The organism is Gluconobacter japonicus, from assembly GCF_015244665.1.
GTDB classification, from domain to species: domain Bacteria; phylum Pseudomonadota; class Alphaproteobacteria; order Acetobacterales; family Acetobacteraceae; genus Gluconobacter; species Gluconobacter japonicus.
Map to the genome: position 1 here is coordinate 11,393 of NZ_JABCQN010000009.1, position 21,959 is coordinate 33,351.

The 21,959-nt window shown below is 50.8% G+C and carries 20 protein-coding genes; 8 read left to right on the top strand and 12 right to left on the bottom strand.

Annotated features, from left to right (window positions below; genetic code table 11):
* Nucleotides 1-403: 403 nt before the first annotated feature.
* Both HKD32_RS13590 and HKD32_RS13595 read right to left on the bottom strand, forming a co-directional pair.
* Nucleotides 404-2,290, bottom strand: coding sequence for a hypothetical protein (locus HKD32_RS13590; protein WP_194258272.1), 1,887 nt, complete (start codon nt 2,288-2,290; stop codon nt 404-406).
* A gap of 484 nt (nt 2,291-2,774) precedes the next feature.
* Nucleotides 2,775-3,698 (bottom strand): LysR family transcriptional regulator, encoded by a 924-nt coding sequence (locus HKD32_RS13595; RefSeq protein WP_194258273.1) that lies wholly within the window; start codon nt 3,696-3,698, stop codon nt 2,775-2,777.
* A gap of 98 nt (nt 3,699-3,796) precedes the next feature.
* Between HKD32_RS13595 and HKD32_RS13600 the strand changes: the two genes are divergently transcribed.
* Both HKD32_RS13600 and HKD32_RS13605 read left to right on the top strand, forming a co-directional pair.
* Nucleotides 3,797-4,756, top strand: a complete 960-nt coding sequence (locus HKD32_RS13600) for a carbon-nitrogen hydrolase family protein (RefSeq protein ID WP_061928342.1) — start codon at nt 3,797-3,799, stop codon at nt 4,754-4,756.
* 362 nt (nt 4,757-5,118) lie between these two features.
* Nucleotides 5,119-5,685 carry an SCO family protein gene (locus tag HKD32_RS13605; RefSeq protein WP_228119050.1) on the top strand — a complete coding sequence of 189 codons (567 nt, stop codon included), beginning with the start codon at nt 5,119-5,121 and terminating at the stop codon, nt 5,683-5,685.
* On the opposite strand, the gene HKD32_RS13610 is transcribed toward HKD32_RS13605, so the two are convergent.
* From HKD32_RS13610 to HKD32_RS13630, 5 genes are all read right to left on the bottom strand, one after another.
* Nucleotides 5,682-7,025, bottom strand: a complete 1,344-nt coding sequence (locus tag HKD32_RS13610) for a PepSY-associated TM helix domain-containing protein (protein ID WP_194258276.1) — start codon at nt 7,023-7,025, stop codon at nt 5,682-5,684. The two genes, HKD32_RS13605 and HKD32_RS13610, sit on opposite strands and share 4 nt — an antisense overlap.
* 8 nt (nt 7,026-7,033) lie before the next feature.
* On the bottom strand, nt 7,034-9,391 hold the full coding sequence (locus HKD32_RS13615; RefSeq protein ID WP_228119051.1) for a TonB-dependent receptor family protein: 2,358 nt from the start codon (nt 9,389-9,391) through the stop codon (nt 7,034-7,036).
* Nucleotides 9,392-9,421: 30 nt separating this feature from the next.
* Nucleotides 9,422-9,814, bottom strand: coding sequence for a hypothetical protein (locus tag HKD32_RS13620; protein WP_194258278.1), 393 nt, complete (start codon nt 9,812-9,814; stop codon nt 9,422-9,424).
* Between the two features lie 256 nt (nt 9,815-10,070).
* The gene (locus HKD32_RS13625; protein ID WP_194258279.1) at nt 10,071-10,676 is read right to left on the bottom strand and encodes a contact-dependent growth inhibition system immunity protein; all 606 of its coding nucleotides are present in this window, start codon (nt 10,674-10,676) and stop codon (nt 10,071-10,073) included.
* Entirely contained in the window at nt 10,673-13,987 is a 3,315-nt protein-coding gene (locus HKD32_RS13630) for an endonuclease toxin domain-containing protein (protein ID WP_194258280.1), read from the bottom strand. The genes HKD32_RS13625 and HKD32_RS13630 overlap by 4 nt, the downstream gene beginning before the upstream one ends.
* A gap of 524 nt (nt 13,988-14,511) precedes the next feature.
* On the opposite strand from HKD32_RS13630, the gene HKD32_RS13635 reads away from it, so the two are divergent.
* From HKD32_RS13635 to HKD32_RS13655, 5 genes are all read left to right on the top strand, one after another.
* Nucleotides 14,512-14,802 carry a type II toxin-antitoxin system RelE/ParE family toxin gene (locus tag HKD32_RS13635; RefSeq protein ID WP_061928277.1) on the top strand — a complete coding sequence of 97 codons (291 nt, stop codon included), beginning with the start codon at nt 14,512-14,514 and terminating at the stop codon, nt 14,800-14,802.
* Nucleotides 14,792-15,121: a HigA family addiction module antitoxin gene (locus tag HKD32_RS13640; RefSeq protein WP_061928275.1), complete on the top strand. Its 330-nt coding sequence runs from the start codon at nt 14,792-14,794 to the stop codon at nt 15,119-15,121. The genes HKD32_RS13635 and HKD32_RS13640 overlap by 11 nt, the downstream gene beginning before the upstream one ends.
* 73 nt (nt 15,122-15,194) lie before the next feature.
* Nucleotides 15,195-15,434, top strand: a complete 240-nt coding sequence (locus HKD32_RS13645) for a hypothetical protein (protein WP_194258281.1) — start codon at nt 15,195-15,197, stop codon at nt 15,432-15,434.
* Between the two features lie 62 nt (nt 15,435-15,496).
* The gene (locus HKD32_RS13650; RefSeq protein WP_194258282.1) at nt 15,497-16,033 is read left to right on the top strand and encodes a contact-dependent growth inhibition system immunity protein; all 537 of its coding nucleotides are present in this window, start codon (nt 15,497-15,499) and stop codon (nt 16,031-16,033) included.
* A gap of 364 nt (nt 16,034-16,397) precedes the next feature.
* Nucleotides 16,398-18,044 (top strand): hypothetical protein, encoded by a 1,647-nt coding sequence (locus tag HKD32_RS13655; protein ID WP_194258283.1) that lies wholly within the window; start codon nt 16,398-16,400, stop codon nt 18,042-18,044.
* A gap of 23 nt (nt 18,045-18,067) precedes the next feature.
* On the opposite strand, the gene HKD32_RS13660 is transcribed toward HKD32_RS13655, so the two are convergent.
* The 3 genes from HKD32_RS13660 to HKD32_RS15320 all read right to left on the bottom strand — a co-directional run bounded on the left by HKD32_RS13660 (nt 18,068) and on the right by HKD32_RS15320 (nt 20,124).
* Nucleotides 18,068-18,784: an IS6 family transposase gene (locus HKD32_RS13660; RefSeq protein ID WP_194258284.1), complete on the bottom strand. Its 717-nt coding sequence runs from the start codon at nt 18,782-18,784 to the stop codon at nt 18,068-18,070.
* A gap of 754 nt (nt 18,785-19,538) precedes the next feature.
* Nucleotides 19,539-19,991 (bottom strand): transposase, encoded by a 453-nt coding sequence (locus HKD32_RS15525; RefSeq protein ID WP_408870757.1) that lies wholly within the window; start codon nt 19,989-19,991, stop codon nt 19,539-19,541.
* Complete coding sequence (locus HKD32_RS15320; protein ID WP_228119053.1) at nt 19,960-20,124, bottom strand: hypothetical protein; 165 nt, start codon at nt 20,122-20,124, stop codon at nt 19,960-19,962. Before HKD32_RS15320 ends, HKD32_RS15525 begins: the two co-directional genes overlap by 32 nt.
* Nucleotides 20,125-20,329: 205 nt before the next feature.
* Between HKD32_RS15320 and HKD32_RS13670 the strand changes: the two genes are divergently transcribed.
* A complete protein-coding gene (locus HKD32_RS13670; protein ID WP_194258285.1) occupies nt 20,330-21,181 on the top strand; it encodes a hypothetical protein in 852 nt (283 codons plus the stop codon).
* Between the two features lie 30 nt (nt 21,182-21,211).
* On the opposite strand, the gene HKD32_RS13675 is transcribed toward HKD32_RS13670, so the two are convergent.
* Together HKD32_RS13675 and HKD32_RS13680 are read right to left on the bottom strand one after the other, a co-directional pair.
* A complete protein-coding gene (locus tag HKD32_RS13675; RefSeq protein ID WP_194258286.1) occupies nt 21,212-21,499 on the bottom strand; it encodes a hypothetical protein in 288 nt (95 codons plus the stop codon).
* Nucleotides 21,496-21,846: a hypothetical protein gene (locus tag HKD32_RS13680; RefSeq protein ID WP_194258287.1), complete on the bottom strand. Its 351-nt coding sequence runs from the start codon at nt 21,844-21,846 to the stop codon at nt 21,496-21,498. The genes HKD32_RS13675 and HKD32_RS13680 overlap by 4 nt, the downstream gene beginning before the upstream one ends.
* Between the last annotated feature and the right edge of the window lie 113 nt (nt 21,847-21,959).

Here is a 21,959-nt window from a genome sequence, read left to right on the forward strand (position 1 = left end):
ATTTTATCTTTTAGAAAGAAAAATATCAATAAAGACCATGCAAAAGAGTAAACTCCCAGAATTATTTTAAATAATATCTCATTTTTATTTATATTTAAAAAAGAATTATGTATATAAAACTCCGAGAAAATTAATCTTGCTAAAGAATATAAAAAATATGATGGAAGTACAGATAGAATAAGAATCCTAAGAAACTTCTTTCTTATAAATGCAGCTGTTAGAGACATGAGAAAATTCGATGACGACAACCAAAAGAACAATATGAGAGACGTACAGAAATAGAAAGAAAAATCTTCGTAATTAAAATTATGTAATGATGCGTCTGTCAAATAAGCTCCAATAGCGCCTATAGCTCCATAAGAAAAAAAATAGAAAATAATCATTATGATCATGAGAATTAAGATCATTTTATATACCCTGATTTATAATCATTGTAACCTTCTATCCATAAAGGCAAATCTCTTTGAAGTGTGCTGAATGCCTCCACATGAAGATCGTTCTTCACAATATAAAGGAGTCCCAACGCCTCGATCTCGCCATCAAGTAACCCCACAGCCGCCCCCCATACGCCAACGTTATAATTGGCATTATCTACGAGTCCTTTGTAACTAACTTGTAGATTGTTATCTCTTTGGGCATCGAATTTTCCGCCATGTCCAAGAGTATCATGCATAAGGTGCATGAAGTTTAAACTTAGCTTGTCATCCGTTTTGTGTAATTCCCCATCTTCAGCAACAGATCTAAGACTATAATTTTCTGTTATACCAAATACCCTTCCGGACCCATCTGTGTATTGATGAGCATTTGTTGGCAAGCCCTCTATTGGGGTATAGTGTCCTACTGGAGAGTTTTGATCAATCGCAGGTAACTTTGCACCAACTTCGAGAAGTGATTTGATTCTCTCTAAGGTTAATCCTTTGTTTGCCATATCATCTGAAATATTTGTAGTCGGTATTAAGTTTTGTGGGTTTTCAAGAGATTGTCCCGTTTCATCTTCATATGCCTTTGCAAGAGCATTTATAACCAAGTCAGAATGAGCAAGCTCTACACGCATACCTTGAATCGTCGAGGTATCAGCCAGCTTGTCTTCCACAGCGCCTCGTTCTGCGTCCGTAGGGGGGCGTCCGAGCATGTTTTGCCAATACGGATCTATCACCCAGGCTTCGCCATAGAAATGGGCAAGATCGTATCGGACTTGTTTGTAAGTTCCATTTTTGCCGACAAGATCTTTCTGTGCATTAGTCCAGTTATCATCGTTAGAACTGGGAACCCTATCCTGCACTTGAGAGATCAAATTCTTGTATAGCGCTGTGGCTTCGTCGGAATGAGCCAAATTAAATCGTGTATTATTCAAATTATCATTGTTACCAAGAGAGTCTAATTGTTTTTTCATTTCATCTGCATCTGACATTCTGTTTAAAACATCATTGTAGTCTTTCTCGACTTTGTCCCTTATTCTATCGCTATGAGCGTATAAGGACCTGACATCATTGATGTTGTGCTCTTCAGACGAAAAATAATCGTAAATGCTTTGTATTGTTTTTTCATCGGGTTCTGAATCACCGATATCTTGAGCTGCTTTGTTAATCTCATTATCGAGATCAGAAATCTTTAAAGAGGCATAGCCTCCTGAGTGAGTGACATAGGTGACTAGACCTTTGCTTCCTTCAAGATACTGCACCCCGTTAATAACCTTCACCTTTCGAGCATGAACTTCTATTTCTTCCGGGGGTGATGGGGGAAGATTGCCATTTGCATTGCCGGGAGGAGTATATCCATCTCCCGTATTAGATAATCCTCCCGACCCAGGGTTGTATCCTGTCACTGGAACTTCGTCTCCTTGTCCAGGCGGGGCTTCTACGCCGCCGCCACTGCCTCCGCCTCCTGAAGTTACGGGGGAAGGAGGATTATCGCCCTCATCATCGTCTGAAACGGACATAAGAGATATTGCTACAGGAAGCTTTATATTTGAGGCTGCTATTGTAGTGCCGTCATTTGATGTACCATGGCTTTTTGCAATATTACGAATCTTCTGATGAATGTTGGCCAGATCGGGAGAGTCTCTCCAGTAATCGATCTGGCGGTGAGGAGAGTAATTAGAATTTATAGATCTGATTGTGTTTAAATTCTGTGTCGAACCCATTCCATGAGGATTAAGTGATACACCTTGAGAAGACGGGGCTGATAAAGAATTATCGTGCTGATCTGGTGAAGTTTTTCCGATTGCGGGAGATATTGTATGATGCTGCGCCCCGGACGTCTGCGGAAAAATTAATGAGAAATCCGACAATTTTACCTCCGTCTCGTAATGAGATATGTCGGTACGATACCATAATTATCTTTTTGTGACAGTCCTTGGTTATCGAAGATTGTTTCGATTTCTGTCGAATATACCTGTGACCCAATTTATGGGCGGCTATTAGGATCAGAACCGATAAAATTACCTTTTAGAGGACAAAAGGTAATTCTCAGGTTTTTTCTAAAAATTGCCCCCTCTCCACCTCCTATGTCCGTTAATTTCTATTATCGGACATAGGGTAGGATGCCCAAAAAAGACCCGCAAAGGTCTTTTCGAGGCATGTTGCACAGACGCCATGCAAGGACAAAATCTGCTCCCGGAAAGACATCCTGATCGTCTCTGGCCCTCTTTGCGAGAGACATTCCAACTCACGCAGGTCTGTAACTATTCTGAGGCTCGCGGCTGACTTGGGGGGGATTCGGAATGTCGGTTATCAGTTTATTGTTGTCCGATATCGGATATTCACGATGCGAGATTAACCCGAATAGGTTGCCTCTAAGTCCAGTAAAATCGCCAGGAAGGCATCGCTTATGACCTGGCGCATCCAGAGATTATCGGCCGTTCTCTGCCAGAGGATCGATACAGAATAGTCTCCCAAATCAATAGGTGCCTCACAGACAGTAAGGCCCGAAACGGCCGCAAGGCTCTGGGCCGCATGAATTGGTAGTGTGGCAACGGCACGCGTCCCGATCAGGAAGGGAGGAAGGGCAGAGAAATGTGTCAGCGCCGATTGCACCCGTCGTGAGTGACCAAGATCTTTCAAGGCTTGATCTACAATGCCCTCGCGACCTGAAAATGAGACCAGAAGATGTGGCAGAGACAGATAGTCGTCCAGTGTTAGTGGCAGTGTAAGGCCGCAGGTGACGGGATCAAGCAGGCAGGCATAACCGGACCGCCCGATCTCCTGCTGCTGTAATCCGGAGCGCACATTCGGCTGTGCGACAACGGCAAAGTCGATTTCGCCCGCTTCAAAAAGGGCCTCCACGCGGTGTGTGTTAGCCTGCCTGAATGTCACTGAAACACGGGGCGCTTCTTCTGCCAGCCGTCTTCCGATTAGCGGCCCAATTGCAATCTGGAAGTCGTCAGACATTCCTATGGAAAAATGCTGCCGGCTGGTTGCGGGATCAAAAGCCGCGACAGTCGAGAACGCGGTATTGATCAAAGCGACCCCGCCCTGAAGCGGCTCCGCCATGGCGATTGCCCGCAGTGTCGGCTGCATACCCCTACGTGTGCGAACGAACAATGGATCATCCGCCGCCTTCCTCAGGCGGCCCAGAGAAGCGCTCACGGCTGACTGGCTCAGTGACAATCGTTTTGCTGCTCGGGAGACGCTGCGCTCTTCCCAGAGTGCCAGAAAGGTAGTGACCAAGTTGAAATCAAGACGTGAGATATCGATCATAGTGATTTTGACTATCAAAACAATCAATTTGCCCGATAATGTGAGAAAGTCCACTCTCCCCGTCATTGCAATTCACCACATCCATGAGAGATCCGGACATGAGCCAGCGTCGCGTCGCCGTTATCCAGGCAGGAACCAGTCTCTTCGACACCCCTCGCACACTGGATCGGATGGAGGCCCATTGCGAAGCCGCAGCAGCGCAGGATGTGGAGCTTGCAGTTTTTCCTGAAGCCTATGTCGGCGGATATCCAAAAGGTCTGAACTTCGGCGCTGTTCTGGGAAGCCGCTTCCCTGAAGGCCGTGAGGATTACCTACGGTACTGGAAGTCAGCCATCGACGTCCCAGGCGCAGAAACGGCGCGGATCGGCTCTTTCGCAGCGAAGATGAAAGCCCATCTCGTCGTCGGCGTCATTGAGCGCGATGGTGCTACACTTTATTGTACGGCACTCTTTTTCGGGCCAGATGGGGCGCTTCTTGGCAAACACCGCAAGCTGATGCCGACTGGGACCGAACGATTGGTCTGGGGACAAGGAGACGGTTCGACCATTCCGGTATTCGAAACAGAGATTGGGCGTATCGGGGCTGCGATCTGTTGGGAAAATTACATGCCCGACCTACGTCAGAGTATGTATGCCCGGGGTATCAATCTCTGGTGTGCGCCTACGGTGGATGAGCGCGATATCTGGCAGGCTTCCATGCGGCATATTGCCTATGAAGGACGGACGTTTGTGCTCAGTGCCTGTCAGTACATGACGCGCGCGGATGCGCCGGAAAATTATACCTGTCATCAGGGTCACAACCCGGAAACCGTTCTCATTCGTGGCGGAAGCGTGATCGTCAATCCGCTCGGAGAAATTATCGCAGGCCCGATCTATGATCGTGAAGCCATCATTACGGCGGATATCGATCTGGACGATGTCATCCGGGGGAAATATGACCTCGACGTGGTGGGACATTATTCCCGTCCTGATATCTTCAGCTTGGAGGTTAACAACGTCTGTCAAAATCCAGTATCGTTCTCTGTGCAAGAGATCGATGCTCCACTTCCCACGATATGAAGATCGAATAAAATAACTGCGGCCTCTATCGCCTTGCCGTAACTACTGAAGCCCTCCTTTTAGATGTCACGGCACAGTCCGTATCTGGGGATGAACTGCTCTGGGGGGGGGAAGCAGTCTGTCCGCTATTTGCCCTAAACGCCTGCAGTCGGACATTCAAAAAATTATTCTATATCCTCGGAAACTTCGGCTTTCCCTTCTGTATTTCAGAGCCAGCTATGCTCATGGCACGCTTCGTATGCTAAGACGGTATGCGCAGGGAGGATACTATGACAAAGCACGGTGGAGGACGCAAAAAACCAAAGCAGCTTATTCAGAAACAATCTACTCGTTTCAAAAGCGCAAAGAAACTAATTGCTCCGATGTCGATCATTGCGGTTCTCTTTCTAGGGGCAATCGGAATGCGTGGGATTTTTCTAAATCGGGCATCAACAACGTTGGGCGGCCCTTATACGCTCATCGATACGCACGGTCATCCTCTTACGGAGCGCCAGTTCCAGGGGCGCTATACGCTGATTTATTTTGGATACACACACTGTATAGATGTCTGCCCGTTAACCCTCTCGACTGTCACACAGGCTCTTGAGCTTATGGGAAAAGCGTCACATCAAATTGTGCCGCTTTTTATCACGGTTGACCCATCACGTGATACTCCAGAGGTTGTCGCTGATTACGTCAGCCATTTCTCTCCTGACATCGTTGGACTGACGGGAACGGAATCCCAGATCCAGTCGGTCATTAAAAGTTTCCACGTCATGGCGCGACGTCGTGGCACTCCAGCGGATCGTGTGTCCTCAGACTACCTCATGGATCACAGCTCTGTGCTGTATTTGATGGATGGCGATAACCGACTGGTGTCTGTCTTGCCAGTTGACACCAGCCCGCAGGAAATCGCCACACGACTGCGTCGTCTCGTTCCTGCCAGTTAGCTATGGCGGAAGACTTGTAAGAACAAGCTTGCAAACCAAAGGAGCAAAAGAGAGGCGCCCAGTTCTGGTAGAAGCACTGCCAACAACACCAGAACAACCAGCGCGCCTGCACCTATCTGCTTATTGGGCACGGTCAATGGAGCTCCGAGTTGTCCAGGCGGTCTGCGCCTGAGCCACAGAATGAGCGCCGATACGCTCATAGTCAGCAATCCTGATGCCACAAGAAAATTTAAAAGTTGATTGGCTCTTCCGATAAGCTGCCCTTCATGGGCTGCAACCCCATATCCGATGATACGATCCATCAATCTCTTATCTTCAAAGCGTTGGACTGACCGTACCTGACCAGAGGCGTCTACCTTCGCACTGATGCGTTCTGGACGGTTTTGCGTGTCCGAACGAACCCGCCATAGAGTTTCACCCGTTGATGGTGGCGTCACGAGGACAGGTGCAGGGAATTTAAGTTGAGACGCAGCCACGACCACATGGTTGAGCCCGTCTGGGAGGGAACTATCGGACATGGTCATGGAGCCCATATCCATGCCAGGCATTGTGTCCATTTTAGGCGGAGAAACTTGACGGCCAGCAACAAGGTTGCGCTCGGAAACAGCTCCGATTTCCCAGTCCGGAACAGTCGTCATTCGATTGATCTGTGTCTCCACACGCGACAAAGCGTGCCCCCAAACAAAGGCCCATGGCAGGCCGGAGATAAGAAAAAGCGCCAGAAATAAGGAGATCCACATCCCAGTTACTGCATGAAGGTCTCGCCACCGGACACGACCGTTTCGGGTAACCCGTGGATAAAGAATACCTGCCAGACTCTTTATCCGGCGCGGCCACCAAAGATACAGGCCTGTAGCAATCAGAACGATTGTCCAGGAGGCCACCATTTCCATGATGATGGAGCCAGTATTCCCCAAGAGCAGTTGGCCGTGCAGTTTGAAGATGATGCGCTCAAAGCGTTCTTCTTCGGGAACCTGTTTGAGAACTGTGCACGATGTCGGGTCAACATACACCCGAATGGCTGTACCTTGGCGATCAACGATCACTCGGGCGGCGCTGGAAGCCGTCTTCGGCAGTTCATAGGCTAGAAAATGGCTACCAGGGACAGCATTGAGTGCCGCCCTGACTTCCTGTACCGGGGTTGAATGTGTCGCGCTGCTTGCGAGATGATCGTAACGCCAGTCGATCCAATGATCGACCTGCGGCTTGAACAGGTAAATTGATCCTGTAAGACACAGAAACACAATAAAGGGCAGACAGAAGAGCCCCGCAAAAAAATGCCATCGCCAGATCGTTCGATAATCGGGCCAGACTGGGGTTCTGGAAGCGTTCATCATCATGGATACCTTCAGAACTTGATCCGCACGCCACCAAAGAACGCTCTTGGCGATCCAGCGTATATTGATCCTGTCTTATTGGCCAAAACACCCCGCCCAGCCTGCTGCCCGGTCGAGAGGAGTGTATCGCTGATGTCAGTCGCACCTGCGGCATAAACCTGATTGGTTACATTCTGCACTTCGAAGTAGCTGTGCAGACGGTGAGCCCAACCCAGATGTTCTGGAGGGTCGTAATGAACCTCCAGATTGAGCAATGCGTATGAGGGGGCTTTCAGAATATTGGCATTGTCGAGGTAAAAGGAGCTCCTCCACGTCACTTCTGCAAAACCTCCCAGCCCTTGCAGCCATCCGTCTGGCTGATCATAGAGAACGCGGGCATCCAGGAAATGCGGCATGACGCCCGGGATGAGGTTGCCCTTTCGCGAGAAATTACGCGCCATCGTGCTGTTGGACAGGGTTTCGGTGTATTTCGTGTAGATCTGGTTATCATAGGTATAAGACAGCTTCAGCCGTGCACCTGGCAGAGAGGCTCGTAATGGCTGCCATGTTGCGCCAAGTTCAATGCCACGATGCTCTGAAGCCGGGGCGTTGAAGGTATAACTTCCAGCAGGAGTATTGACACCCGCCGACTGGCTAACAAGCTCGTTTCTGTAGAACTCATAAAAGCCAGTAGCCTGAATATTGATGCTGGGCGACGGGTGCCATTCAGCGCCCAGATCAAAACCGAGACTTGTTTCGCTCTTAAGCTGCGTATTGTTCCCGTAGGTTCCCTGAGGAGTGACAAAGAAACTGGAATAGCCGGGTGTGGCGTAGGCTGTTCCAACACGAGTATGGAGAGTCCAGTCCTTGGTTGGCGTATAAACCAGCGATGCTTCCGGTGCCAGATTGAAGAAACGCCGATTGGCCGTAATATATCGCAGCGCAGTTGAATTGGCAGATCTGTTGTAGAGCGTTTCGAGCGCGCCGATGTCGGATTGTGTGCCGCCAAGTCCAATTACAGCATGCCAGAGCGGCGAAAACTGCCAGTCTTCCTGGAAACGAATACCAATGTTCCACTGATGGCCATATGATGTGGAATTCAAAGCACCGCGGGTCGCGCCGCCTTGCGGGGTCAGATTATAGACCTGATAGCCATAATCCATGTAGTCGAAGCTGGCACCCACAAAGCTGGCCAGGGGCGTCTTTCCGATACGTCCGCGGTTCGTCAGATCCGTCTGCACATTATAGGAATTAAACGGTCCCACAAAAGCCGTTGTCGAGACTGGCTGATCAATATGACGTTGATCATAGGTAAACTGGGTATGCCATGTCGTTCTTGGATCGAAGTCATGCTCCCATCGGAGACCCACAATGGTGCGTCGGTCAAAACGACCCAGCCCTGCCTGCTGCGGGCTCATCGTCTGGCGGGCTCCATAAGCACCATTCACCAAAAGATTGACCGAGGCGCATCCAGCCGCGGCCGATGCCGCATTGGCACAACCATTTTGGTAGGGATTACTGCGAAATTGGTTCAGAGAGAGGCGTAACGGCAGCGATGTATCCGTGACGTTATTGACGAACTTTAGAATGAGGCGATCTGATGAGGTCAGATTAACCCGCAGCCGCATATTCTCGGTGGACGTATTGTACTGGCTGTTCGCAATAAAGCCTTTACCACGTACATCGCTGCCAAACAGCATGAAGTCGTAGCGTTTATTGCCTGCTCCAATTGTTACGTAGTTATTGAACAGGCCGAAGCTTCCGAAGTCTGAGCCCAATTCCAGACCATGAATGTCAGCGCCGTTCCGGGTGCGGAAGTTGATCGCCCCATTGATCGCATAATTACCGTATAACGTGGATGCCGGTCCCTGGAAGACATCCACGCCCTCATAAGCATGCGGATCGATCAAATCTGCCCGGGCCGTACCATCCGGCTGCGTCATGGGAAAACCGTCTTCTGTGACCTGAAGGTTCTTTAGGCCATAGGACTGTCGTGCGCCCGACCCGCGGACGGAAATAACGCTGTCACGCGGTCCATTGCCCTGTAGGACGGTTACACCGGGAATGGTTGCGACCATATCACTCACGGTCTGGGCCGCTCTATTCGCGAAATCTGCGCGTTCTGCGGTGTAGGTTGTTTCACCAGTTGGATGAAGCAGTGCCGAGCCATGCGCAGCACCTCGCACGATAATGCGTTCAGGAGTTTGTATTTGATGCGACCCCGATTGGGGCGTTGCTGCTTTACGGGAACGTATATGAGGCCGTTGCGCCTGAGCCGGGACGACTCCCAAAAAAACGCAGGCAAGCGCGAGCGAGCCGAGAGGACGGCTGGATACAAAAGAAATTGGCATCTGTTTGTTCTGATCTAAGAAACGCAGAAAACCTTTCATCGTAGAGACGAGAAAGGCGCTCAGTCAGTGCTAGATCAGATGGGGAGGTCCCTGAGCATAGATGCCCGATAGCCGCCACAAAGGAGGGCCTCGCACTGGCGGGAAACACCAAAAAGCGTGACGGCTTGTTAGAAAAATTGCGAGAAAAACAGCTACAACGCATCCGGTCAGAATGATCGTCAACAGGTCATCGATTACGGCAATGCCATCACCAACATCCGCTGCGTGATGATGATCAGGGCTATGTGAATCAAGATCCTGGCCATCGCAAAGGGTTGAGAGGCTGGCGACCTGTTTTAACGGATTGTCGAGGAAAAACTGCGGTACCGGCAGCCCCCCAACACTGAGCCGAATAATGATGGCAAGCAGAACCAGCGGCCAAAAGACCAGCCCCCCTCCACTATGCCATGCACGTTTCTCCATCCTTCTTTATTTAAAGGGGCTTGCAACACTGCGCCAGATGGCATTGTAATTTTGTCGACCGTTTGGGTTGTGATGCATGGTTGCTCCAATCTTGTTGGAGTTCCACGTCAACTGGCGATGTCCGCTTTGCGGAAGCCTCAATGGCCTCACTTAGGTCTCAGATGAGGGCGTAAGCAGCAGGTCCGCTTACGCCTTCATGCTGGACATCAGATCCCCATTAAATTTGCCGCCCCTCTGTCAAAGTGTCTGGCAGGCGTCAGGTTGACTGGCGGCCTAACATATTGACTGTCTGCCGTTTGGGGACTTCACATCGGGAAAGTGCTTCCTGAACAGCCAGTCCCAGATCTTCATCTGAAACAGACAGCGGGACATGCATGACTTTTTCTTTATGCTGCTTTGTATTGGATGGCCATGCAGAGTGGCCGCCAGTGGTCCGTTTGCTGGGCGTCAAAATAACAAAATCGTCCACAAGATAGTGCCACTGGGCAAAGACCATATCGCAGCAGGACCCTGCCTGTTCACGTTTCTTATAGCCGTACGTTGAGGCAACCTCTTCCCAGAAAGCCAGACGGCGCATGTTAGATTCTTTCTCCATTGCTGCACGAGCCGACGGGTCTACCGGCGGATCTTTCGCGAGATTGGCGAAATACTCACTTGATAAAAGCGCTCTGCGAAAATTCTCTCCAATCCAGTGAGGAGGAGCATCTTTGGGAGCATGCGTACTCCAGCCCGTACGTGAGAAATAACTTCCCCCCCAGATTTCTTTGCACTCAATCACCAGAAATTTCGGAGACATAACAACGCCGACACGTTTGGTATGCAGCCACTGGATGCGTTCGGGCGTAAAATAGGTCTGGGTCATTTGATTTCATCAATCTCAAAAGTCAGGGGCTTTACGTCGCTCGGAGTGTAAGCTGCCATCTTGGCCGCTGCGCCACGATAGGCCTGACAGATCTGCTCCCACTGGGCTTCAGTCGTGCCATCAGACCGAACAGCCAGCTCAAAACGATAGGATTTAATATCAGCTTGGGCAAACTCGACATATGTGTTCGAAGACGTCCTGCTATTGCTCGCTTGATACAGGGTCATCTTTTTCATGTCGGCCCAGATCTGCCACTTAATTTCTGGGGGGTGATTTTGGTAACTGTCCCTTTTTGTGTTGAGGGTCTTATCGCTGACAGCGTCAAAAGTATCTTTGTTCCAATGATCGAATGTTGGCCAGTTCCCGCGGTGATCCTGCAGCCAGACATAGCCGCCATCCGGGCGCCAGTTGTTCAGTTTCTGCTGAACATAGGCTTCGTAAGGCAGACCCTGTTTGGACAGGTTGTTACCAGCGCCAGCATCGTTCCAAGTGATACCATTGGTCTTATACGTATCCGGCCAGTCTTTCTGATTTACAAGCGAATACAGGATATTTGCTCCAGCAATCAGACTGGTGTTCTCCACAGGTTTCGGAACTGTCGTGCGGAATTTGTTTCCATCATTACACGGTGGGGTCGGGTCGTCTTTGTCCAGCTTCTGAACGGTCTTGATAATGGCCTGATCCGTGGCAGCAGTCAGGACGGCTTCTCCCCCTTGCGAAGAGAGATTAGCAACGTCTGCAGCGGTATCGGCTTCCTCCATCATGGGCTCAGCGCGCATGCTGGCTGTCAGATCCGTTGCCTGGTCCTGAGAGACAGCAAGCGCGCTGATATAGTCCTGGAACGTCGCCGCTGCAGGAAGCGCCTGATATTGCTGGACTTCGGCCTGAAGCTGTGCAGATGTCTGCGCTTGCGTCATGACCCAGGCTCTTTGAAGATGAAACAGGGCGGTTCCTGCAGTCTGTAGCTGACTATCGGTGGGAGGAACCTGGCCCCAGTCTGCATAAAGGTTCCGGTACTGGGTGTAGGCTTCAGAGGACTGTGAGAGCGGACTATAAATGCCTGCGAGACTTGTGCCGGAAGCGATCGTCGCCTGTGCTGTCGAAAGCTCACTGGCGGAGACTGGCCGTCCGAGGAAGAAGCTGTAACCTTCTCCGAGCGCTGCTGTGACTTCATTTCCATACGCGTAAGACACGGTCATGTCCTGAAGAGACTGACCTCCGGCGATTGTGCGTGAAAAGTAATCCAAAAGCTGGCCTGATGGCGCCTGGATGTCAGATTCCTTCTGAATGATCGCTGTCGCTGCGCCACGCACTTCGCCACCATAGGCAAACGAAATGGTCATGTCCGCCAGGGATTTACCGGCAGAAAACTGCGACGAGAAATAATCAAGAAGTTGCGCTGACGGAGCCTGGATCCCGGCTTCTTTCTGGATCACGCCTATGGATGCAGTGCGCGCGGCAGATGTAAATGCAATATCCTGCCGAACACGCTGCAACGTCCAGTCCGTGTATGATCCCATACTGTTTTCAGCCCATTGATCATAGGCTTCATCATATTGACCGTCCGTACGACCAATAATGTCATGCTGAAGCTGGTTCAGAGCCGTATGCGTTTCGACACTGTGCGCCATATTGATACGAACCTGAGGGATGCCATACCCTGAGGCCAACTGGTTCTGGTAATAAGTGTTCTGACCGTCATTGGGTGAATTCAGCCCTGCAAGGTCACGATACAGACCTTGAATCACGGCACGCCCGGCATCTGACATGGCAAGCGCTGTCTGCTGGTTTGTAATGCTCCCGCCGTTATCAAGATCCTGCTTGGCGCTGGCGATCTGATCTGCTGTCGGACCGGTCCCCAGGACGCGCTGATAGTAGGCTGTGATGACGTAATCTTCACCCGAGAAATAGGCCAGATCATGACGCACCTGATAATAGGTCTGCTGACGGCCTCCGATGAGACTTTCGGTAGCCTGGATCCAGGTTTTGTCCGCATCTGTCGGCGTGCGGTTTTGAATGTTCTGAATCAGGCCATTGTAACCGCCATGCTCGCCCGTCCAGAGGGCCGTGCCCTGATAGATCTGTGTAAGTGTTGTCGAGCTGTTTGTAAGAGCGTCTTCCTGGGCCTGGATCCAGGTCTTGTCGTTCTCCGTAACCGCACGCCCCTGAATATCGATGATAGCCTGGGAAAGACGCTGTGTAGCTTCGTCGGAATGGGAGACCTCAGTCCGGACCTGTTGCAAGGTCCACCCACTGGCCAGCTTGTCTTCGTAGTGAAGAAGGCCTGAAGCATCGATATTCCGAGAAAAGTCCGTTTGATAAATTGCATTCAGGGCTGCCTGGGCTGCATCACTGTGTGCAATATTGGATCGCATCTCCGTAAGAGAGTATCCATGAGCCATCATGTTCTGGGCCCAGGTATTCCAGCCGGTATCGTAACTGCCGTCTGTGCGGCTGAGAATATCGCGCTGAAAGCCGTTCAGATCCGTGGTCACTTCAGGATAATTAGAGACGGTCACATAGAATTTCAGCCAGACTTCTGCTGGTGTCCATCCGTTATGTTTGATGTCCTGATTGATAACGCTGACCCAGTTATTATGTTCTGTAGGCGTAAAATCCCGATTTAAAAGACGCTCTGCAACGTAATGTCCTGATCCACCATCAAAGCTTTGCAGAAAATATTTATTGGTTGCAGCATCACTATATCCTGGAGGTACGTCGGGAAGTCCGCCATGAGCAATATCCAGGTCTCCATTAGCCCACCGATATCCGTCATTCCGCAAAATTTTGAGTTCAGTGAGATGACTGCTGACCAAAGCAGAGTGCTCTACCATGACGGTATTTGAGGCAAAGGGGTTGCTACTAGCAAACCAGATTGTAGGCCCTACGCCGCCCTGGTCGTAGAGCGGTTCATCAATGGACGTCGAGTAAAGCGCGATGGCGGCACGACTCACCAGTGCCGGAGATGGTGAGACGGCTGTCGATAATGTCTTTGTTTCTGAAAGGGCCGTCTTGTCTGAAGTAAGTGCAGAAGCCGGATTGCTTTGCCCGGACGCAAGCAGCTCGGTCTTGAGCTTTTCGACCTCCGGGGAGTTCTTCCAGTAGTCGACACCTGACGTCAGGTCCTGACCGGAGCTTCCCACCTGCTTTCCTGACAGGCCCGTTAAAAGGTCCTTGATCTCCTGAGGGGTAGGGAGAGATCCGTAGATCTGATCGTGTGTCGCGACAGACTTTCCCGATTTTCCAGACAGAACCCCTTCAAGATGATCAGTTGGAGGGACTTGTGCTGGAAAAAGGGACTGATCTGTCATCTTGAAATCTCACCGTAAAATTATGAGTGACAGAATGTTTCTAGTGTAACAGAACGTCAAGAACAGGTTTCGTATTATTTCTTAGGCAAAATCTAAAAATTTTACTTCAATCTCTCTTTGGGAGCACGTCTTACAGACGATAGACGGGATTTCTGAATCCCGCGCTTGCATGCTTTATTGTCGGTTTCCCCCCACATGTCGGTCGCAACTCAGAGAAATGGTTCCAAGCCCGCGTGAGTTGGAGGGCCATAGACAATCAGACTGTCCTTCCGGGAGTAGACTCTGTCCGTGCAGAGCCTCTGTGGAACACGCCTGGAACGGACCTTTGCGGGTCTTTTTGTGCCCTACACCCTATGTCCGATAAAAGAGATTAACGGATATAATTTTACCTTGTCAGATTTACTGAGAACGGTCGTCTCAAATGAGATAGGGAAGGGGGACTCTTAGGTAAGTTCAAGGCAATAGGAATTCTACTATGTAAAGCATATCTTTACATTGAGAACGTAAAGCTGTAGGTTACATCCATGGAGATCGACAGCATCAGTCACAAGGGCCTGCGCCGGTTTTTCGAAACAGGTAATGCTAAAGGTCTCGTTGGCGACGTCAGCCGGCTTCGGAAGATGTTGGCATTCATTGATGCAGCAGCGTCGTTAGACGAACTTGCTGTTCCTCCAAATTATGGGTTGCACCCATTGACGGGGGATCGCGCAGGCACCTGGTCAATGACGGTCACCAAAAACTGGCGTCTGACGTTTCGCCTGAACGAGCAGGGTTCCCTCTGCGATATGACACTGGAGGATTATCATGGCGCTTAAAATGCATGCCTCGCTGGCCGTTCATGTGGGTGACTGGATCAGGACAGAAATACTGGAGCCCTATAATATCAAGGTAAACACCGTTGCGGAACATTTTGGTGTCTCGCGTCAGTCGATCAGTGCTCTTCTAAACGGAAGGTCTAACCTGTCTGCTGACATGGCCATTCGGTTTGAGAAGGCCTTTGGAGTACGCGCCGATACCTTGATGCGTATGCAGAGCGCATTCGAACTGGCTCAGGCACGTGCGCATGAAGCCAATTTGAACGTCCAGCATTTCAATCTCGTCGCACCTTCCAGGACTGAACAACGGACTATTTAAGGTCGACTTTGGGGTTAGCCGCGGGCCTAAACAAGATCATCCCCCAGAAATTAAGTGGCAGATCTGGGCCGACATGAAAAAGATGACCCTGTATCAAACGGGCAATAGCAGGACGTCTTCAAATACCTATGTCCGGTTTACTCAAGATGAAATTAAGTCTTATCGTTTTGAGCTGGCTGTTCGGTCTGATGGCACGACTGAAGCCCAGTGGGAGCAGATCTGTCAGGCCTATCGTGGCGCAGCGGCCAAGATGGCAGCTTACACTCCGAGCGACGTAAAGCCCGTGACTTTTGAGATTGATGAAATCACATGACCCAGACCTACTTTACGCCCGAACGCATCCGGTGGCTTCATAGTAAGCAAGTTAACATCATCATGTCTCCCAGATTCTTGGTGGTTGAGTGCATAGAAATCTGGGGAGGAGGTTATTTCTCGCGCACGGGTTGGAGTACGCATGCCCCCAAAGATGCTCCTCCACTTTGGATTGGAGAGAATTTCCGTAAAGCTCTTCTGTCCAGTGAATATTTCAACAAGCCTGGGGAGCCTTCCCTGAACAGAGAAGAGGTTGATGCCATGTCGAAAACTTCGAATGCGCGCCGTCTGGCTTTCTGGGAAGAGGTTGCCTCAACGTACGGCTATAAGAAACGTGAACAGGCAGGGTCCTGCTGCGATATGGTCTTTGCCCAGTGGCACTATCTTGTGGACGATTTTGTTATTTTGACGCCCAGCAAACGGACTACTGGCGGCCACTTTGCATGGCCATCCAATACAAAGCAACATAAGGAAAAAGTCATGCATGTGCCGCTGTCTGTTTCAGATGAAGATCTGGGACTGGCGGTTCAGGAAGCGCTTTCCCGATGTGAAGTCCCCAAGCGGCAGACGGTCAATATGCTGGGCCGCCAGTCAACGTGAAGCCTGCCAGACTCTTTGACAGAGTGGTGGCAGCTTTAGGTGTGACGTGATGAGGATCTCATGTCCGAGGGGCGTAAGCGGACCTACTGCTCTCGCCCTCACCTCAGACATCGAAGTGATGATGATGGTTGCCCGAAAGCCGACATTGTCAGGCGAACCACGATAGACCGCGTTTGGAACTTTGCAGTCATTCTCGGGCCGCCGTCGAAAGAGCGGCTTACAGTCGAACACCGTAAGTTTTCAAAGACAGCAAGGGGCTGCGGGGAGCGGAAAGGACGGGCCGGATACGGCAAGGTCGAATGACGTGACGCCGTTTTTCGTATAAACGAAACAATCTATTGACGCTCACTACTGCGGCTGGCGAATGACCCCTGATATCGACTTTTCAAAAATTCGTGCGGAACGCGGCGGCCAGAGAGAGGGCTTCGAAGAGTTCTCTGTCCAGATTTTCCATCATTACAGTGTAGCTGCGGGCTCGCAGTACAAGCGGAATCACGGCGATGGCGGCGTCGAAGCGATCTGGCGATTACCCACAGGAAAAGTCGTCGGCCTTCAGGCGAAATACTTTCTGCCACTTAAGGCTGCACATCTCTCCCAGCTCGAAAAGTCGCTCGACACAGCCCTCGACAATCATCCTGACCTTCAAACCTATATCGTCACTCTGCCATTTGACCCGACGCCAACGGTCAAAGCGCGTAAAGGTGAAGGCCAGGCGGAAAAGCTGGAGACTTGGCGAAGAGGCCTAATTGATCGCGCTGCCAAGCGTGGCATCACGATTGAGGTCGTGTGGTGGCATGAAAGCGAGCTGAAGTCTCGACTCCTCGGCATGAACAACCCCGATGGGCGTATATTGTACTGGTTCGGCTCGCCGCATCTAAGCATGGCGACGCTTGAAAGGGCCGCCACCGTGGCTGAAGGCGTGGCCGGCCCGCGATATTCACCTCGCCTTCGGGTCGGAAACGACGCCGGCGATACGATCAAGGCCTTTGGCCTCGATCCGAGTTGGCCAGCGGTCCATCAGGGCTGGGTAGAGCGGTTGGACGGAGCAGTGCGTGTTTGGAGCGACATGGCCCCAAAAGCGCATCCTGCTTGGTGCGAGCAGATATTGGCGGCCCTAAACGATGCGAAACTTCGTTTTGCCGCGGTCGAGAAGCTCTGCTTCACGGAAGTCGACCGCTTAGCACTACATAGCCTCGCCAGTAATACGCTTCCCATCGCCCAGTCTCTGGAAGCCGAAGTTAAAAGTGAATTTGACAGTACGCATGGTGCACAAAACGATAACATTCTCTGGCGGCAACACCAGGCTGCCTATCAGTGTGTATTCCCCGCCGCAGATCTCGATCACGCTCGCGAGGCGTGTGCACTCCTGCGCGACATCCTCGCGTTCGCCGAAAGCTCAGCTGCGATCGCCGCCGGAGCGGACATTTTGCTCATGCGGGGGGCTGCCGGCATCGGCAAGACACACACCACGATCGATGCAACCAAGGAACGGATATCTGCCGGGCGGGGGGCATTGGCCATACTCGGACAGGAAATAACACACGGCCAGAATCTGTGGAGCGTGGTGGCAAGCAAGCTAGCCATCGGTCCGTCGGCGAGTAAGTCCGAGATCTTGGGCGTGTTGGCCGCGTTCGCCGAGGGCACAAATGCGCCGTTCCTGATTTGCGTAGATGCGATTAATGAAACCCCCGATCGGCGGCAATGGCGATCCTGGCTTCCTCAACTCAAGGTGGACCTCGTAGGGCAGCCGATCAAACTGCTTCTCACCTGCCGGGACATCTTCATAGAGGATGCGCTCGAGGCCGCAGCCGACGACCTTCCCTTCTTTACGCATGCGGGCTTTATCGGCCGTGAATATGACGCTGCATACGCCTTTGCAGCATTTTACAAGGTTGGCCCGCCCGCAGAAGTGGTCGCGCAACCCGAGTTCGCCAATCCACTGTTCCTTCACCTAGTCTGCCGAGCAGCAGTGAACCTGAAAGGCACTGTTGCAAAGTCGGGCAAGATTTGAAGCGGGCCTGATTTTCGGGGTTTTTAGTAAGTGTAGACCCCGAACTGCCTTTCGATTAGGCGCACTTCTCCCATGATGCCTTTCTGGAACTGGAAGAGCTGAGCCTGCCCTTTTTTCAAGGCGCGCATGACCTCGAAACCCTTGATTGTCGCGTAAGCGGTTTTCAGCGTTTTGAAACCACGCACTGGCCTGATCAACTGCTTGAGCTTGCCGTGATCGGCCTCGATCACGTTGTTCAGGTATTTCACCTGACGATGCTGCATTGTGCCTGGCAGCTTACCGTCCTTTTTTAGCTCTTTGATCGCGATACCATAGGCCGGGGCCTTGTCCGTGTTGATCGTCTCTGGTTTTTCCCAGTCCTTCAGTCCGCTCACTGCCTTGCCCAGGAAACGTTTGGCAGCCTTGGCGTTCCTGGTCGGTGACAGATAGAAATCAATCGTATCGCCCTCCTTATCGACCGCCCGATAGAGATACGTCCATTTCCCTTTGACCTTGATGTAGGTCTCATCAACCCGCCAACTGCGGGAAAAGCCCGGGCGTTTCCAATACCAGCGTAGGCGTTTTTCCATCTCGGGCGCGTAGCGCTGAACCCAGCGGTAAATCGTGGAGTGATCAACGCTCACGCCACGCTCAACAAGCATGGTTTCCAGGTCCCGGTAGCTGATCCCGTAGCGGCAATACCAACGCACCGCCCACAGGATCACCTCACCCCGGAAATGTCGTCCCTTGAAATCGCTCATCCGCAGTGCCCCACACCAAAACTGAAAGCGGTTTCAAACAGGGGCACCAACTTTGCAACAGAGCCGTACAGGTTGATGCTATGAGTTGCGGAGAAGAGCGAGACAGAAGACCGGGGCCAAGTGGTCAAACATCCACGTCACATCTCCTTTTAGGATTTCAGATTAGATGCTTTCGCTTCGCCTTTTATGTATCGGTAGGTATTTACGCCAAAAAATATCATGCAAAGCACTGTATAAATGGAAAAAATAACAAGGAATTCCATTGCATTCCAATGATGAAATTTATTGGAAATTGGATAAAGCAACGGGATAATGCCCATTATCGGAGCTAAATATAGTGCTTTCTTCACTTGCCACTCCTGAACCCGATCACATCGTCATTCTGAACCTTTAGGATGTCAGAAAATGTACGACTACGTCAGCTTACGAGTAGCCTCATGGAAATTCAATAACGACTGATATGTAGGCGTATGCCGCCCGTATGCTCCGGCATCACTGAGCAGACGGGCAGTTCAGGGGGGGGAGAACGGAATGTCCGCTGTGCGTCGCGAAACATAAGAAGCGGACTTAATATTTCTCAGAGCGCACACTGTGGTTTTAAAAGGCACTGCGGGATACGACATGGAGCGATTAAGCCGATTGCTGCTTCATTAAAAAACGTTCCCTCTTTCATGCCGAATCAAGCGGCACGATGATTAGGTTACGTTGACAAAAGGCCTGAGTCAGAGCCTTACGGCGACGAAGTTAAGGAAACTCATAAAGGACAAGGCAATCGTGTCGTATCGGGTCGCGATGCGGCGCATCTGAGGTGCTTGAACATCCGCGCGATGCGGTTGCGGTCGATGTAAGGCCACCAGTCTGTTTTCTGTGGAACGCTGCGGCCTTGGCGAGATGGAATGACCGTCAGGATCCGGTGGATCACCAGATCCTGACGGAAACTATCGCTGTCATAACCCCGATCGGCCAGCATGGCCTGTGGGTTGGGAACCGGCAACATCGTCAGGGCGCCTGTGGCTCTGTAGTCCGAGCCGTGACCTCCGGTAAGGACAAAGCCAAGAGGACGTTCTTGATCGTCGCATTGGGCGTGAACCTTGCTCGCAAAGCCGCCGCGTGATCGACTAAAACCTTCCGTATGAGCCCCCTTTTCGCACCGGTAGCGTGGGAATGCGCACGGACTACGGTACGTCGACCATATGCTGCCAGTCATCTGTTAGGGTCAGATCTCCAAGGATTTGCAAAAGAGCATCCCACACGTCCTGTTCGGCCCAACGTCCACGCTCAGGCGGCAACAACGAACCAGTTATCACCCATTCCTGATCCGTCAGATCGCCTCGTGCCATGTCTGTTCCCTCTGCCCGCTATCCCCAGGCATCCCCGGGCACAAAGTGAATCACATCTCAGGCAGACCATACAGTCCTTTTGCCAACTTGATCTAGGATCGAGCATCTACATTACCCATAACTGGTAATCGCATAATATTTGTGGTGATATATGTCACGTTGAAAGACTTTTGGGTGATCCTTGAAAGAAATCTGGAGAAATTAATTGAGCGATGATTTTTTTATCGGTGATTTAATCAGAGCCAAACAATCCGCTGTCGATGCAGCAGTTACCACCATAGCCAAGAGTGCTGCGGGTCCATATTTCTTGCAGCGGCGTCCTGCTTTGGTATTAGGATACTATTCCCTTGGTATTGGCAATCGAGTGAGCGCATGGATCGCTTATAAGCGGAAAAATGGAAAATGGTACGAATACGGTTGGCCCGTAAATCTAAATAAATACGAGCTAGTTTCCAGACCCAAAAACACTGCAATTCTTAATCCGTTTGAAGCATGGCAAAATGTTCCTCAAGCGAGACACATTACTCTCGTTAGATCAAAGAAATGTTTCTACAGTTACCAGTGGGCTGCGGGAACATCGACAACCGATCCCGATACACCCCTGATATATCAGTCTCTACCTATGTCAGCCGCTGATCTGGGGGCATATATTCGGCTTGCTCTCTCTAAGACGAGCGATCACAGATCACAAAGGATCGATGGGAAATTTTCGGAGGGTTATCTTCGTGAAATTGCTATCAGATCCAACGAAACTGCTGCCCCCATAAAGGAGGAGCTTTCGACAAAATTCAAACTCGAACCTACCAAGCTTCTTTCCGCACGATCGCAAATATCTATAAACCAATTATTTGATTGTTATGAATTACATCCTTCAGTGCAATATGGTGGAAGCGATATGTTTGTTTCCATAAATGAAAGTGATGAAATTTTAGGGAAGGCGGCACTTGAAATGCTCGATAGACCCTACATGGCAGAAAAAAAATATTGCGAAAAATATTCCTATTTGTCGCATGTTATACCTCATCTGGAAAAATCCATCATAGATGCGGAATTTTAATATTCATTTATAATCTTATTGATCTTTCTATCACCTAGGTCCTTTCAGCATATTGCTAAGACGCGTCGATTGGGCCGGTGGCAGCGTGACTGCAGCGGTGATTTGGGAAATCTCATCGGCGGAAAACAACGCCGGAAAGATGAAGCGCTTTTCCAACTCCTCCAGCACCACGAACCACGAGATATATTTCATCTTATGATCGGGATTGCGCATGTCTTCGGCAAAAATCTGGGGCAAGGCGCTCCCTTGGCAGGCTTGCAAATGCCCGCGATCAACGGCGATTGCCGTCTTGCTCATAATGTTCAAACCATCAGTCATAATGATCCGGCCGAAGGGGCACTGAGATCTATGACCTCCAGTTCTGTCAATCGGACAGTGATAGTCAATATCCCGTGCAGTGGGGCTGTTTGGTTCTTTGCGATATCGACTGAGGAGAAATCGGCAAAGCGGGTCAAAAAGCTGTCAATCTCATTGAGCTTCATTGGCCCGGTAAATTCGAGTTCCATCGACTGCCAATCATCGTCAACCGCGCCAATTTCAAGCCAAGCGATTGTAACACCCAAAATAGTAACGCCAGTCACGACACAGCAAGGCGCATGCTCCCCTGTGGCCGAAGGTGTGCAGAGAAAACCAGTGCTGCTGGAGGAAAAGCCTTTCACATCCATGCCAGGGGAGGCTTCGATACGGATAGGCCACACGGATCTTGTCAATATTGTCAGTCTTGAGAGGATGCATTGCTTGTATCCAACGTAAGGTGGCGACAATAGCGAGAAGAGGG

Bases quoted from the DNA above. Each gene is read 5' to 3' on its own strand.
- HKD32_RS13595 (WP_194258273.1), bottom strand. From the start codon at position 3,698: ATGATCGATATCTCACGTCTTGATTTCAACTTGGTCACTACCTTTCTG.
- HKD32_RS13600 (WP_061928342.1), top strand. From the start codon at position 3,797: ATGAGCCAGCGTCGCGTCGCCGTTATCCAGGCAGGAACCAGTCTCTTC.
- HKD32_RS13605 (WP_228119050.1), top strand. From the start codon at position 5,119: ATGTCGATCATTGCGGTTCTCTTTCTAGGGGCAATCGGAATGCGTGGG.
- HKD32_RS13610 (WP_194258276.1), bottom strand. From the start codon at position 7,025: ATGATGATGAACGCTTCCAGAACCCCAGTCTGGCCCGATTATCGAACG.
- HKD32_RS13615 (WP_228119051.1), bottom strand. From the start codon at position 9,391: ATGAAAGGTTTTCTGCGTTTCTTAGATCAGAACAAACAGATGCCAATT.
- HKD32_RS13620 (WP_194258278.1), bottom strand. From the start codon at position 9,814: ATGGAGAAACGTGCATGGCATAGTGGAGGGGGGCTGGTCTTTTGGCCG.
- HKD32_RS13625 (WP_194258279.1), bottom strand. From the start codon at position 10,676: ATGACCCAGACCTATTTTACGCCCGAACGCATCCAGTGGCTGCATACC.
- HKD32_RS13630 (WP_194258280.1), bottom strand. From the start codon at position 13,987: ATGACAGATCAGTCCCTTTTTCCAGCACAAGTCCCTCCAACTGATCAT.
- HKD32_RS13635 (WP_061928277.1), top strand. From the start codon at position 14,512: ATGGAGATCGACAGCATCAGTCACAAGGGCCTGCGCCGGTTTTTCGAA.
- HKD32_RS13640 (WP_061928275.1), top strand. From the start codon at position 14,792: ATGGCGCTTAAAATGCATGCCTCGCTGGCCGTTCATGTGGGTGACTGG.
- HKD32_RS13645 (WP_194258281.1), top strand. From the start codon at position 15,195: ATGAAAAAGATGACCCTGTATCAAACGGGCAATAGCAGGACGTCTTCA.
- HKD32_RS13650 (WP_194258282.1), top strand. From the start codon at position 15,497: ATGTCTCCCAGATTCTTGGTGGTTGAGTGCATAGAAATCTGGGGAGGA.
- HKD32_RS13655 (WP_194258283.1), top strand. From the start codon at position 16,398: ATGACCCCTGATATCGACTTTTCAAAAATTCGTGCGGAACGCGGCGGC.
- HKD32_RS13660 (WP_194258284.1), bottom strand. From the start codon at position 18,784: ATGAGCGATTTCAAGGGACGACATTTCCGGGGTGAGGTGATCCTGTGG.
- HKD32_RS15525 (WP_408870757.1), bottom strand. From the start codon at position 19,991: ATGACTGGCAGCATATGGTCGACGTACCGTAGTCCGTGCGCATTCCCA.
- HKD32_RS15320 (WP_228119053.1), bottom strand. From the start codon at position 20,124: ATGGCACGAGGCGATCTGACGGATCAGGAATGGGTGATAACTGGTTCG.
- HKD32_RS13675 (WP_194258286.1), bottom strand. From the start codon at position 21,499: ATGACTGATGGTTTGAACATTATGAGCAAGACGGCAATCGCCGTTGAT.
- HKD32_RS13680 (WP_194258287.1), bottom strand. From the start codon at position 21,846: ATGGATGTGAAAGGCTTTTCCTCCAGCAGCACTGGTTTTCTCTGCACA.